The sequence below is a fragment of the Pseudomonas sp. Lb2C2 genome (assembly GCF_052112205.1).
GTDB lineage: Bacteria > Pseudomonadota > Gammaproteobacteria > Pseudomonadales > Pseudomonadaceae > Aquipseudomonas > Aquipseudomonas kilonensis.
In genome coordinates this window covers 388,772-401,283 of the sequence record NZ_JAUTYW010000003.1, presented here as the reverse complement: position 1 = coordinate 401,283, position 12,512 = coordinate 388,772, and the positions used below count along the sequence as shown (strand labels likewise).

The 12,512-nt window shown below is 63.2% G+C and carries 11 protein-coding genes; 9 read left to right on the top strand and 2 right to left on the bottom strand.

All coding sequences use genetic code 11. The annotated features are described in order from the left end of the window. Positions 1 to 38: 38 nt before the first annotated feature. From spoT to Q7F16_RS10020, 3 genes are read left to right on the top strand one after another with little or no spacing between them, the layout of a single operon-like run. The gene (gene spoT / locus Q7F16_RS10030) at positions 39 to 2,144 is read left to right on the top strand and encodes a bifunctional GTP diphosphokinase/guanosine-3',5'-bis pyrophosphate 3'-pyrophosphohydrolase (RefSeq protein ID WP_003206879.1); all 2,106 of its coding nucleotides are present in this window, start codon (positions 39 to 41) and stop codon (positions 2,142 to 2,144) included. Between the two features lie 24 nt (positions 2,145 to 2,168). Continuing rightward, positions 2,169 to 2,549 carry a RidA family protein gene (locus tag Q7F16_RS10025; RefSeq protein WP_003206880.1) on the top strand — a complete coding sequence of 127 codons (381 nt, stop codon included), beginning with the start codon at positions 2,169 to 2,171 and terminating at the stop codon, positions 2,547 to 2,549. 55 nt (positions 2,550 to 2,604) lie between these two features. Then, positions 2,605 to 3,345 (top strand): hypothetical protein, encoded by a 741-nt coding sequence (locus Q7F16_RS10020; RefSeq protein ID WP_409555732.1) that lies wholly within the window; start codon positions 2,605 to 2,607, stop codon positions 3,343 to 3,345. 51 nt (positions 3,346 to 3,396) lie between these two features. Here Q7F16_RS10020 and Q7F16_RS10015 read toward each other — a convergent pair whose 3' ends face one another. Then, complete coding sequence (locus Q7F16_RS10015; RefSeq protein WP_079303057.1) at positions 3,397 to 4,296, bottom strand: DMT family transporter; 900 nt, start codon at positions 4,294 to 4,296, stop codon at positions 3,397 to 3,399. Between the two features lie 248 nt (positions 4,297 to 4,544). Next, complete coding sequence (locus tag Q7F16_RS10010) at positions 4,545 to 5,402, bottom strand: SDR family oxidoreductase (protein ID WP_409555731.1); 858 nt, start codon at positions 5,400 to 5,402, stop codon at positions 4,545 to 4,547. Between the two features lie 189 nt (positions 5,403 to 5,591). Here Q7F16_RS10010 and exbB point away from each other — a divergent pair, with 189 nt between their 5' ends. From exbB to Q7F16_RS09980, 6 genes are all read left to right on the top strand, one after another. After that, a complete protein-coding gene (gene exbB / locus Q7F16_RS10005; RefSeq protein ID WP_409555730.1) occupies positions 5,592 to 6,563 on the top strand; it encodes a tonB-system energizer ExbB in 972 nt (323 codons plus the stop codon). Between the two features lie 6 nt (positions 6,564 to 6,569). Continuing rightward, on the top strand, positions 6,570 to 6,998 hold the full coding sequence (gene exbD / locus Q7F16_RS10000; protein WP_003206888.1) for a TonB system transport protein ExbD: 429 nt from the start codon (positions 6,570 to 6,572) through the stop codon (positions 6,996 to 6,998). Continuing rightward, positions 6,995 to 7,750: an energy transducer TonB gene (locus tag Q7F16_RS09995; RefSeq protein ID WP_409555729.1), complete on the top strand. Its 756-nt coding sequence runs from the start codon at positions 6,995 to 6,997 to the stop codon at positions 7,748 to 7,750. Before exbD ends, Q7F16_RS09995 begins: the two co-directional genes overlap by 4 nt. Positions 7,751 to 8,025: 275 nt before the next feature. Continuing rightward, the gene (locus tag Q7F16_RS09990; protein WP_003206891.1) at positions 8,026 to 8,946 is read left to right on the top strand and encodes a hydrogen peroxide-inducible genes activator; all 921 of its coding nucleotides are present in this window, start codon (positions 8,026 to 8,028) and stop codon (positions 8,944 to 8,946) included. Between the two features lie 9 nt (positions 8,947 to 8,955). Continuing rightward, the gene (recG, locus tag Q7F16_RS09985) at positions 8,956 to 11,031 is read left to right on the top strand and encodes an ATP-dependent DNA helicase RecG (RefSeq protein ID WP_046064477.1); all 2,076 of its coding nucleotides are present in this window, start codon (positions 8,956 to 8,958) and stop codon (positions 11,029 to 11,031) included. 79 nt (positions 11,032 to 11,110) lie between these two features. Then, positions 11,111 to 12,508 (top strand): aminoacyl-tRNA deacylase and HDOD domain-containing protein, encoded by a 1,398-nt coding sequence (locus tag Q7F16_RS09980; RefSeq protein WP_409555728.1) that lies wholly within the window; start codon positions 11,111 to 11,113, stop codon positions 12,506 to 12,508. Positions 12,509 to 12,512: the final 4 nt, after the last annotated feature.

The window sequence follows — 12,512 nt, the reverse complement described above, 5'->3', positions numbered from 1 at the left end:
ACGGCGCGGGGTCACAGCAAACGGCAGGAGTCATCATCATGCCGAGCATAGACGCCCTCGCCGATCGCTTATCGGCCTACCTCGGCACGGACCAGGTCAATCTGGTCCGCCGAGCCTATTTCTACGCCGAACAAGCCCACGACGGCCAGCGCCGCCGCAGCGGCGAGGCCTACGTCACGCATCCCCTTGCGGTGGCGAATATTCTTGCCGACATGCACATGGACCATCAGAGCCTGATGGCGGCGATGCTGCATGACGTGATCGAAGACACCGGCATTGCCAAGGAAGCGCTGCAAGCGCAGTTCGGCGAAACCGTGGCCGAACTGGTCGACGGGGTCAGCAAGCTGACCCAGATGAACTTCGAGACGAAGGCCGAGGCTCAGGCCGAAAACTTCCAGAAAATGGCCATGGCCATGGCCCGCGACATTCGCGTGATCCTGGTCAAGCTCGCCGACCGCCTGCACAACATGCGCACCCTGGAAGTGCTGTCTGGCGAAAAACGCCGGCGCATCGCCAAGGAAACCCTGGAAATCTACGCCCCCATCGCCAATCGCCTGGGCATGCATGCGATCCGCATCGAGTTCGAAGACCTCGGCTTCAAGGCCATGCACCCGATGCGTTCGGCGCGGATCAACCAGGCCGTCAAGCGCGCCCGGGGCAACCGCAAGGAAATCGTCAACAAGATCGAAGAATCCCTGAGCCACTGCCTGGCCATCGACGGCATCGAAGGCGAAGTCAGCGGGCGGCAGAAACACCTCTACGGCATCTACAAGAAAATGCGCGGCAAGCGTCGGGCCTTCAACGAGATCATGGACGTCTACGCGTTCCGGATCATCGTCGACAAGGTCGATACCTGCTACCGCGTGTTGGGCGCTGTACATAATTTGTACAAACCGTTGCCGGGGCGCTTCAAGGATTACATCGCGATCCCCAAGGCCAACGGCTATCAGTCGCTGCACACCACGCTGTTCGGCATGCACGGCGTGCCGATCGAGATCCAGATCCGCACCCGCGAAATGGAAGAGATGGCCAACAACGGCATCGCCGCCCATTGGCTGTACAAATCCAGCGGTGACGAACAGCCCAAGAGCACCCACGCCCGCGCCCGGCAATGGGTCAAGGGTGTGCTGGAAATGCAGCAGCGCGCTGGCAACTCCCTGGAATTCATTGAAAGCGTGAAGATCGACCTGTTCCCGGACGAGGTCTACGTCTTCACGCCCAAGGGCCGGATCATGGAGCTGCCCAAAGGCTCCACGGCCGTGGACTTTGCCTATGCGGTGCACACCGACGTCGGCAACAGCTGCATCGCCTGCCGGATCAACCGCCGCCTGGCACCGTTGTCCGAGCCGCTGCAAAGCGGTTCCACGGTGGAGATCGTCAGCGCCCCCGGCGCACGCCCCAACCCGGCGTGGCTCAATTTCGTGGTCACCGGCAAGGCCCGCACCCATATCCGTCACGCCCTGAAGCTGCAACGCCGCTCCGAATCCATCAGCCTCGGCGAACGCCTGCTGAACAAGGTGTTGAACGGTTTCGACAGCTCGCTGGACAAGATCCCGGTCGAGCGCGTGCAACTGATGCTCCACGAATACCGTCTCGAACTGATCGAAGACCTGCTCGAAGACATCGGCCTGGGCAATCGCATGGCCTACGTCGTCGCCCGCCGCCTGCTCGGCGAAGGCGAACAGTTGCCAAGCCCCGAAGGCCCGCTGGCGATTCGCGGCACCGAAGGCCTGGTGCTCAGCTATGCCAAGTGTTGCACGCCGATCCCGGGCGATCCGATTGTCGGCCACCTGTCCGCCGGCAAAGGGATGGTTGTGCACCTGGACAACTGCCGCAACATCAGCGAAATCCGACATAACCCGGAAAAATGTATCCAACTCTCCTGGGCCAAGGATGTCACCGGCGAATTCAACGTCGAGCTGCGGGTCGAGCTGGAACACCAGCGCGGCCTGATCGCCCTGCTGGCCAGCAGCGTCAATGCCGCCGACGGCAATATCGAAAAAATCAGCATGGACGAACGCGATGGCCGCATCAGCGTCGTTCAATTGGTGGTCAGCGTGCACGACCGCGTGCACCTGGCCCGCGTGATCAAGAAACTGCGCGCCCTGACCGGGGTTATCCGTATCACCCGGATGCGCGCGTAGCCCATTCGTTATCAGGAGTCATTCATGACCAAGACCGTTATCACCAGCGACAAGGCCCCGGCCGCCATCGGTACTTATTCCCAGGCGATCAAGGCCGGCAACACCGTGTACATGTCGGGCCAGATCCCACTGGACCCGAAAACCATGGAGCTGGTGGAAGGCTTCGAAGCCCAGACCGTACAGGTGTTCGAAAACCTCAAGGCCGTGGCCGAGGCCGCCGGTGGTTCGTTCAAGGATATCGTCAAGCTGAACATCTTCCTCACCGACCTGAGCCACTTCGCCAAGGTCAACGAGGTGATGGGCAAGTACTTCGACCAGCCTTACCCTGCCCGCGCCGCCATCGGCGTGGCGGCCCTGCCCAAGGGCGCTCAGGTTGAGATGGATGCCATCCTGGTCATCGAGTAATAAGGCCGGCGCAGCCTCTCCCGCTGCGCCGTTTTCGTCTTGAAAGGATTCCACCATGCGCAAAGCGCTTGCTCTCTCGTTGGCAGCCCTGCTTCTGGGCGGCTGTGCCAGCGACCCTGCCGACCGTGACATCAGCGGCACCTGGATCAACCAGGCAGCCATCGACGCTGCCGCCCAGGGCGGCCCGCTTCGCGAAGCGTTGCAGGGCTATGGCCCGAACCTGGAATGGGACGTCAACACCCGGGCCGGTCAGGCGCGCTACACCAACGGCTTTGAAAACGTCGAAGGCAAATTGCTGGGCGAAGAAGACGGCGCCTGGAAAGTCGATTTCTACGGCAGTTCCGCCAGCGAACTCAAGCGTGACGGCGACCAGTTGAGCCAGGCCGCCACCGAGAACGAACCGCAGCAGGTGTTCGACCGCGCTCAAGTGCAGGTACCGGAAGGCGCGCCCATCGGCGCCAGTTTCGAGCGTGTGCTGTATGCCGCCTACCTGGGCGGCACCTGGAACATCGCCAGCGGCCCCGGCCAGGGCGCCACCGTGCAATTCCAGCCCGACGGCCAGGTCAGCGGCCTGCCGGGTGCCGATCGCTACGCCCTGTGCCTGGCCGGCGATTGCGCCTCCATGAGCGGTGGCAACGACAACATCTGGCTGCAGCAGAACGGCCAGGGCAACACCTGGATCTTTGCCCGCGACGGCAAGAAGCTGGAGATCTTCCAGACCGTCAACGCCGCGCTGGCCGATGAAATGCCTTCGTTCACGCCGGGCACTCGGCAGTGGTTGCTGGAAAAGCAGTAAGAGATAGGGCGCGTTGAAATAACTGTACGAGCGCCCCCTCCCGGCAAAGGTTCACGCGCGAGACGCAACAGGCTTTTTTCTACCCAGGCGGATCAGCTCATTGGAGAAACACAGCCCAATGATGATCAGTAGTGCGCCCGGGTACAGGCTTTCGCGCGGCACTTCATTGAGCACAACAAATGCCAGCAGTGCGGCGAACAGCGGCTCGGTCAGCTCCAAGGCTTGTACCTGGGATGGCTTGAGGTACTCGATTGCCTTGGTGGTGCAGAAAAAGCCGAGGATGGTCGGCAGCGCGGCCAGCGCCAGCAGTGCGGCAATCGCCCAGGGCGACAGCTCACCGATCACGAAGCCGTCGACCGAAGCCGGCATCAGCAAGTACAGGCTGCCGAAGAACAGCAACTGACGAGTGAAGTGCAGCCCACCGGACACGCCCATCCGTTTCATGGCTACCGAAAACGCCCCATAGCCGCAGCCCGCCATGGACGCGAGCGCAACGCCTTGGAGCGTGAAGCCCTGCTGCAGATCGGCGCCAAAGATCACTGCGATTCCGGCGATCGCCAAGGCGGCACCCACAGTGGCGTTCGCGGTGATCGCATCCTTGAGGATTATGCGTCCAAGCACAATCGAGGAAATGGAAGCACTGGCCATCAGCATCACGACCACACCCGCCGCAGCGTAATGCCGATAGGCAGCCGTTTCGAAGTGGAACAGCACAAAGATACCGAGAAACGCGCAGATCGCCGCCTGGGTCCATTTGGCTGTCGTCGCCGGACGCTTGATAAACAGCAGCAAGGCCGAGAGCAGCAGACAACCCAGGACGGTCTTTATGACGGCGACACTGCTGGCGGTGAAACCATTGCTCATGAGCACTTTGCTGAGCACGCCTATCGTGGCGTTAAGTGCGGCGGCGGAGAGTGCAAAGATAACGCCTTTGCTGAAACTGGCTTGCATTGATGACGGTCCTTGTCGCTGTTAGGTCGTTCGATAGGATATTGGCCCACATCGACGACGCAAAAGATGACTGAAGCGGTTGCGGGTGGCCTGCAGATCACTCTTGGCTTCGGCAAGCAACGGATAATGCTCGGCGAGCTCGATGAACCAAGTCAAGACCTGGAAGATACTCAGGACGGTAGGAGCCCATAGAGGACTAGCCCTTGGCGCCGAACCACATCATCGAGCACACGCCGAGCGGGCCCGCGTCAGCAGCGCCCTTCCAGAATTGCCGCATACCCCTCGCGAAAACTCGGATACCGCGGCGTCCAGCCCAAAGCCTTCGCCCGGGCATTGCTGCAGCGTTTGCTGCCGGCACGACGCACGCTGGCGTCTTCAGACCACTCGGTAACGCCCATGTATTCGCGCAACCAACCCACCACTTCGGCCAGCGGCGCAGGCGCATCATCGACGCCGATGTAGCAATCGTCCAACTCCTTGCCCTGGCGATCAGCTTCCAGCAGGAACGCCAACAAGCCGGCGGCATCGTCGGCGTGGATGCGATTGGCGTACAGCGGCGGGTCGATCACGACGCGATATCCTTGGCGCACCTGGCTCAGCAGCCACTCCCGACCCGGCCCATAGATGCCGGTCAGGCGCACGCGGCTGGCCGGGATGCCACTGTCCAAGGCCACTTGCTCGGCTTCGAGCATCAACCGCCCGGAATAGCCGCCGGCCACGGTTGGCGAGGTTTCATCCACCCATTCGCCCTGCTGTTGCCCATAAACGCTGCTGCTGGACACAAAAAGCAGACGCTTGGGCCGCTGGCCATGCTGCTTCAACCAACTCAACACATGCTGCAACCCTTCGACATAAGCCGTGCGATAACCCGCTTCGTCATGGTCGGTGGCCGCGGCGCTGTACACCAGGTAATCCAGTGACCCGGTGGGCCAGTCGGCGGGACATTGCTCGCTGAACAAATCCCCCGCCACCCCGATGACGCCCGCTGGCAGCTTCGAAACCGTGCGCCGCAGGCCATGGACTTGCCAATGTTCGGCCACTAACTGGCGGGCCAGGCGGCCGCCGATATCACCGCAGCCGGCGATCAAAACAGAAGGCGCGGACATCAAGAACTCCTCTGGCAAAGCCGCAGACTAGCCTTCGCAGGGGACGAGCGGCTAGCCATGTGAGAAAAAAAGTTACTGTATTACTTTTGTTAACAAGAATTAATTGCAATAATGCCCGTCACTTTTGTTCTCGGCCTCACGAGGCCTGGAAGAACATCAACCTTCTTTTTCCTCTCAGGTCCGGCCAGCATGAAACGCTCTCTGTCCCCCGCTTCGCCAACCAATCGACCTCGTGCCTGGAGCACGGTAGCCGCCCTGCTGTTCAGCCTGCTGCTGGCACCTGTCGCCGCGTTCGCCGATGCGCAGGCACCCGCCACAACGCCGGCCATCGCACCGGCTGCTGCCCAGGCACCGGCCGACCCGGCCACTCCCGTTGCAACGCCTGTCGCCACCGACCCGGCCCAAGCCGTCGAAGCCGACGCACCTGAAGTGCTCGAAGCCGACAACTCCCTGGGCATGGCCCACGACCTGTCGCCATGGGGCATGTACAAGAACGCCGACATCATCGTGAAAATCGTGATGATCGGCCTGGCCATTGCCTCGATCATCACCTGGACCATCTGGATTGCCAAAGGCTTCGAGCTGCTGGGTGCCAAGCGTCGCTTGCGCGGTGAAATCGCCGCCCTGAAAAAAGCCACCACCCTCAAGGAAGCCAGCGCCACCGCCGCGAAGGCCGGCACCCTCGCCAACCTGTTGGTGCACGACGCACTCGAAGAGATGCGCCTGTCGGCCAACAGCCGCGAGAAAGAAGGCATCAAGGAACGTGTGAGCTTCCGTCTCGAGCGCCTGGTCGCCGCCTGCGGTCGCAACATGAGCAGCGGCACCGGCGTGCTCGCCACCATCGGCTCTACCGCTCCATTCGTCGGTCTGTTCGGCACGGTGTGGGGCATCATGAACAGCTTCATCGGCATCGCCAAGACCCAGACCACCAACCTCGCCGTCGTTGCGCCCGGCATCGCCGAAGCCCTGCTGGCAACGGCCTTGGGCCTGGTCGCAGCGATCCCGGCCGTGGTGATCTACAACGTCTTCGCCCGCTCCATTGCCGGCTACAAGGCCCAGGTCTCCGACGCTTCGGCCGAAGTCCTGCTGCTGGTCAGCCGTGACCTCGACCACCTGCCGACCGAGCGCAGCTCGCAACCGCACATGGTGAAAGTGGGGTAATCGGCCATGGGCCTGCATTTGAAAGAAGGCGCAGACGACGATCTGGCCGAGAACCACGAAATCAACGTCACGCCGTTCATCGACGTGATGCTGGTGCTGTTGATCATCTTCATGGTGGCCGCCCCGCTCGCCACCGTGGACATCAAGGTTGACCTGCCGGCGTCGACGGCCAAGCCTTCGCCACGGCCGGAGAAACCGGTGTTCCTCAGCGTCAAGGCCGACCAGCGGCTGTTCCTGGGTGAAGACGAGGTCAAGGCCGAAACCCTCGGCGCGACCCTCGACGCCAAGACCCAGGGCAAGAAAGACACGACGATCTTCTTCCAGGCCGACAAAGGCGTGGACTACGGCGACCTGATGAGCGTGATGGACGCGCTACGGGGCGCCGGTTACCTGAAGGTCGGTTTGGTCGGACTCGAGACGGCGCCCAAGAAATGATCACGACGCGCCAAAAGCTGACGCGTTACAGCGGTAGCCTGGCAGTGGTGCTGGGTGTGCATGCGCTTGCCATCGCCGTGGCGCTGAACTGGACATCACGCGCGCCCATCGAATTGCCTCCCCAGGCAATGATGGTCGAGCTGGCGCCGGTACCAGCCCCGCCGCCGCCTGCACCGCCAAAAGTCGTCACACCGCCGCAACCTCCCGAGCCGGTCGAAGAATTGCCGCTGCCCAAGCTTGCCGAAGCGCCGAAGCCGGAGATTTCCGTGCCCAAGCCGGTCAAGCCCAAGCCAAAGCCGCAACCGCCCAAACCCAAACCGGTGGAAAAAAAGCCCGAGCCACCGAAGGAACAGCCGTCGGAGCAGAAGCCCAGCGACACCCCGCCAACCCAGTCAGTCGCCGAGAAGTCCGCGCAACCGGCTCCTGGCCCGTCGCCTGCGCAATCGGCGGCCAAGGCCAATTGGCAGGGCACGCTGCTGGCGCACCTGGGCAAGTACAAGAAGTACCCGCCCAGGGCCCAGCAGATGAACAAGGAAGGCACCAACCGCCTGCGCTTCGTGGTGGATGCCGAAGGCAACGTGTTGTCATTCGAACTGGTGGGCAGCTCCGGCACGGAGTTGCTGGACAAGGCCACCCTGGAAATGATCCGCCGCGCCCAACCGCTGCCCAAGCCGCCGACGGATCTGCTGACCAACGGCACCATCGAACTGACGGCACCGTTTGTGTACTCCATCGACAAGCGCCGGCGTTGACCTCAAATTTGCAAGCCCCTGTAACAGGGGGCTTTCTTATTTCTGGTAGCAAGCAAAGGCCCCTCTAGAGCAAGGACAACTGTGGGAGCAAAGCTTGCTCGAGATACAGGCACCTCGGTTCCAGCGAGTATCGCGTTGACCTCATCGCGGGCAAGCCTTGCTCCCACAGATCATGCATGCACATTGGACAGTGTCACACCGCACCCCCACTCTGATAACGTGCGTCTATCGATTGCAGCCGGTATGCTTGGCTCGCAACTTCACGGACGCTCGCCATGACCCTCACAGAATTACGCTACATCGTGACCCTCGCCCAAGAGCAGCATTTCGGCCATGCGGCCGAGCGTTGCCACGTCAGCCAGCCGACGCTGTCGGTGGGTGTGAAAAAGCTTGAAGACGAACTCGGTGTGCTGATTTTCGAGCGCAGCAAAAGCGCCGTGCGCCTGACCCCCGTGGGCGAAGGCATCGTGGCCCAGGCACAAAAGGTCCTGGAGCAGGCCCAGGGCATTCGCGAACTGGCCCAGGCCGGCAAGAACCAACTGACCGCCCCGCTGAAAGTCGGCGCGATCTACACCGTCGGCCCGTACCTGTTCCCGCACCTGATTCCGCAACTGCACCGGGTCGCCCCGCAGATGCCGTTGTACATCGAAGAAAACTTCACCCATGTGCTGCGCGACAAGCTGCGCAACGGCGAGCTGGACGCGATCATCATCGCCCTGCCGTTCAACGAAGCCGACGTCCTGACCCTGCCGCTCTACGACGAACCGTTCTACGTCCTGATGCCCGCCCAGCACCCCTGGACCCAGAAAAAAACCATCGACGCCGCCCTGCTCAACGACAAGAGCCTGCTGTTGCTCGGCGAAGGCCACTGCTTCCGCGACCAGGTGCTCGAAGCCTGCCCGACCCTGACCAAGGGCAGCGAAGGCGCCAAGCACACCACGGTGGAGTCCAGCTCCCTGGAAACCATCCGCCACATGGTCGCGTCGGGCCTGGGCATTTCGATCCTGCCGCTGTCGGCGGTGGACAGCCATCATTACGCCCCGGGCGTGATCGAAGTCCGCCCGCTGACGCCGCCCGTGCCGTTCCGCACCGTCGCCATCGCGTGGCGCGCCAGTTTCCCGCGGCCCAAGGCCATCGAGATCCTCGCTGACTCGATCCGTCTGTGCTCCGTGGCCAAGCCGCCCGCTGGCAAGTAAGCCACGACCATGACGGAGCTGTCGAAAGTGCCGGTCACGACACTCAAGGGTGTCGGTGAAGCCATGGCCGAGAAACTGGCCAAGGTCGGCCTGGAAAACCTCCAGGACGTGCTGTTTCACTTGCCGCTGCGTTACCAGGACCGCACCCGCGTGGTGCCCATCGGCCATTTGCGCCCGGGCCAGGATGCGGTGATCGAAGGCACCGTCAGCGGCGCCGACGTGGTCATGGGTCGGCGGCGCAGCCTGGTGGTGCGCCTGCAGGACGGCACCGGCGGGCTCAGTCTGCGCTTCTACCATTTCAGCAATGCACAAAAGGAAGGCCTCAAGCGCGGCACCCGCGTACGCTGCTACGGCGAGGCGCGGCCCGGGGCGTCGGGGCTGGAGATCTATCATCCGGAATATCGCAGCATCACCGGTGACGAACCGCCGCCCGTGGATGAAACCCTGACCCCGGTCTATCCGCTCACCGAAGGCCTGACCCAACAACGCCTGCGCCAGCTCTGCCAGCAAACCCTGACCCTGCTCGGCCCCAGCAGCCTGCCCGACTGGCTGCCCACGGAACTGGCCCGGGATTACCACCTGGCGCCCCTGGCCGATGCGATCCGCTACCTGCACCATCCACCCGCCGATGCCGACGTCGACGAACTCGCCCTCGGCCATCACTGGGCCCAGCATCGCCTGGCGTTCGAAGAACTGCTGACCCATCAACTGTCCCAGCAACGCCTGCGCGAAAGCCTGCGTTCCCTGCGTGCCCCGGCCATGCCCAAGGCCAGGGATCTGCCGGCCCGCTACCTGGCCAACCTCGGTTTCGCCCCCACCGGCGCCCAGCAACGGGTCGGCAACGAAATCGCCTACGACCTGAGCCAGCCCGAGCCGATGCTGCGGCTGATCCAGGGCGATGTCGGCGCCGGCAAGACCGTGGTCGCCGCCCTGGCGGCGCTGCAGGCATTGGAGGCCGGTTATCAGGTGGCGCTGATGGCGCCCACCGAGATCCTGGCCGAACAACATTTCATCACCTTCCAGCGCTGGCTCGAACCGCTGGGCATCGAAGTCGCCTGGCTGGCCGGCAAGCTCAAGGGCAAGAACCGCGTCACCGCCCTGGCACAGATCGCCGAAGGCGCGCCCATGGTGGTCGGCACCCATGCGCTGTTCCAGGACGAAGTGCAGTTCAAGAACCTGGCCCTGGTGATCATCGACGAACAACACCGCTTCGGCGTGCAACAGCGCCTGGCTCTGCGGCAGAAAGGCGTGGGTGGGCGGATGTGCCCTCATCAGCTGATCATGACCGCCACGCCGATCCCGCGAACCCTGGCGATGAGCGCCTACGCCGACCTCGACACCTCGATCCTCGACGAACTGCCCCCCGGCCGCACACCGGTCAATACCGTGCTGGTCACCGACACCCGACGAGTGGAGGTGATCGAGCGCGTGCGCGGCGCCTGTGCCGAAGGGCGGCAGGCTTATTGGGTGTGCACCTTGATCGAAGAGTCGGAGGAACTGACCTGCCAGGCGGCCGAAACTACCTTTGAGGACCTCACCGCCGCCCTCGGCGAATTGAAGGTCGGGCTGATCCACGGTCGCATGAAGCCCGCCGAAAAAGCCGCGGTCATGGCTGAATTCAAGGCCGGCGCCCTGCAGCTGCTGGTCGCGACCACGGTGATCGAGGTCGGCGTCGACGTGCCCAATGCCAGCCTGATGATCATCGAGAACCCCGAGCGCCTGGGCCTGGCGCAGTTGCACCAGCTGCGCGGCCGGGTGGGCCGGGGCAGCGCCGCCAGCCATTGCGTCTTGCTGTACCACCCGCCGCTGTCGCAGATCGGCCGCCAGCGGCTGGGGATCATGCGCGAAACCAACGACGGGTTCGTCATCGCCGAAAAAGACCTCGAATTGCGCGGCCCCGGTGAAATGCTCGGCACGCGCCAGACCGGTCTGCTTCAATTCAAGGTAGCCGACCTGATGCGCGACGCCGACCTGCTCCCCGCCGTACGCGATGCCGCCCAGGCGCTGCTGGAACGCTGGCCCGACCACGTCAGCCCGCTGCTGGATCGCTGGCTGCGTCATGGGCAGCAATACGGCCAAGTGTGAGCACGCGCTCAGTTTTCAAGACGCGCGTACCGGACAAGCTGGTTATACTGACCAACTTGTAGGAAAACGGATACAGACCATGACAGAAGCTGCCCTCGTCCCCGAATCCCCGCACGCTCCGTCTGTTATTCGGCTGTTGCTCGAGAAATTGGGCATCGGCTTTGACGAAGTGCTCGAACGCCCCGGCCTGAACCCAGCCCGCAAAGTGCAGGCGGTGTTGCTGCACGATGCCGTTGGCGCGCTCATGGTGCTGTTTCCGCAAAGCCAGCTACTGGACCTCAACCGCCTGGCCGAACTCACTGGTCGCAAACTCACGGCAGTGCCGACCGAACGCCTGGAGCGCATGCTCGGCAAACACAGCCTGAGCCTGCTGCCCGGCCTCCCGGCGCTGACCAGCTCGCCGTGCCTGTACGAAGAAAGCCTGCTGCGCGAACCGAAGTTGCTGATCAATTCCGGCGAACCGGGGCTGTTGCTGGAAGTCACCAGCGAAGCGTTCAAGACCATGCTCACCAAGGCCAGCGCCGCGACGTTCGGTGAACCCGTGAGCAACATCACCCCCAACCTGGACCGCCCGCACGACGACCGCGCGGAAATCACCCAGGCTGTGCAGGCGTTCACCGCCCGGCGTATTCAGCAACGGCTGGAAGAAACCATCGAGATCCCGCCGCTGGCTGAAACCGCACAAAAAATCATCAAGTTGCGGGTAGACCCGGACGCGACCATCGATGACATCACCGGCGTGGTGGAAACCGACCCGGCCCTGGCCGCGCAAGTGGTGAGTTGGGCGGCATCGCCCTACTACGCATCACCCGGCAAGATTCGTTCGGTGGAAGATGCCATCGTGCGGGTCCTGGGCTTCGACCTGGTGATCAACCTGGCGCTGGGCCTGGCCTTGGGCAAGACCCTGAGCCTACCCAAGGACCACCCGCAACACACCACGCCGTACTGGCACCAGTCGATCTACACCGCCGCCGTCATCGAAGGCCTGACCCGCGCCATGCCGCGTGCCCAGCGGCCCGAAGGCGGCCTGACCTACCTGTCCGGCCTGCTGCACAACTTCGGTTACCTGCTGCTGGCCCACGTGTTCCCGCCGCACTTTTCGTTGATCTGCCGGCACCTGGAGGTCAACCCGCACCTTTGCCACAGCTACGTGGAACAGCACCTGCTGGGCATCAGTCGCGAGCAGATCGGCGCCTGGCTGATGCGCTACTGGGACATGCCCGACGAACTGGCCACCGCCCTGCGCTTCCAGCACGACCCGCACTACGACGGCGAGTACGCCGCCTACCCGAACCTGGTATGCCTGGCCGTGCGCCTGCTGCGCTCGCGAGGGATCGGTTCCGGCCCGGACGAGGAAATTCCCGATGCATTGCTCGAGCGCGTAGGCCTGTCTCGGGACAAGGTCAACGACGTAGTCAGCAAAGTGCTCGAGGCGGAAGTGTTGCTGCGGGAGTTGGCTTCGCAGTTCAGCCACTGATCGC

Excerpts from the sequence above, each read along its gene's own strand:
- spoT (WP_003206879.1), top strand. The coding sequence starts at position 39 with ATGCCGAGCATAGACGCCCTCGCCGATCGCTTATCGGCCTACCTCGGC.
- Q7F16_RS10025 (WP_003206880.1), top strand. The coding sequence starts at position 2,169 with ATGACCAAGACCGTTATCACCAGCGACAAGGCCCCGGCCGCCATCGGT.
- Q7F16_RS10020 (WP_409555732.1), top strand. The coding sequence starts at position 2,605 with ATGCGCAAAGCGCTTGCTCTCTCGTTGGCAGCCCTGCTTCTGGGCGGC.
- Q7F16_RS10015 (WP_079303057.1), bottom strand. The coding sequence starts at position 4,296 with ATGCAAGCCAGTTTCAGCAAAGGCGTTATCTTTGCACTCTCCGCCGCC.
- Q7F16_RS10010 (WP_409555731.1), bottom strand. The coding sequence starts at position 5,402 with ATGTCCGCGCCTTCTGTTTTGATCGCCGGCTGCGGTGATATCGGCGGC.
- exbB (WP_409555730.1), top strand. The coding sequence starts at position 5,592 with ATGAAACGCTCTCTGTCCCCCGCTTCGCCAACCAATCGACCTCGTGCC.
- exbD (WP_003206888.1), top strand. The coding sequence starts at position 6,570 with ATGGGCCTGCATTTGAAAGAAGGCGCAGACGACGATCTGGCCGAGAAC.
- Q7F16_RS09995 (WP_409555729.1), top strand. The coding sequence starts at position 6,995 with ATGATCACGACGCGCCAAAAGCTGACGCGTTACAGCGGTAGCCTGGCA.
- Q7F16_RS09990 (WP_003206891.1), top strand. The coding sequence starts at position 8,026 with ATGACCCTCACAGAATTACGCTACATCGTGACCCTCGCCCAAGAGCAG.
- recG (WP_046064477.1), top strand. The coding sequence starts at position 8,956 with ATGACGGAGCTGTCGAAAGTGCCGGTCACGACACTCAAGGGTGTCGGT.
- Q7F16_RS09980 (WP_409555728.1), top strand. The coding sequence starts at position 11,111 with ATGACAGAAGCTGCCCTCGTCCCCGAATCCCCGCACGCTCCGTCTGTT.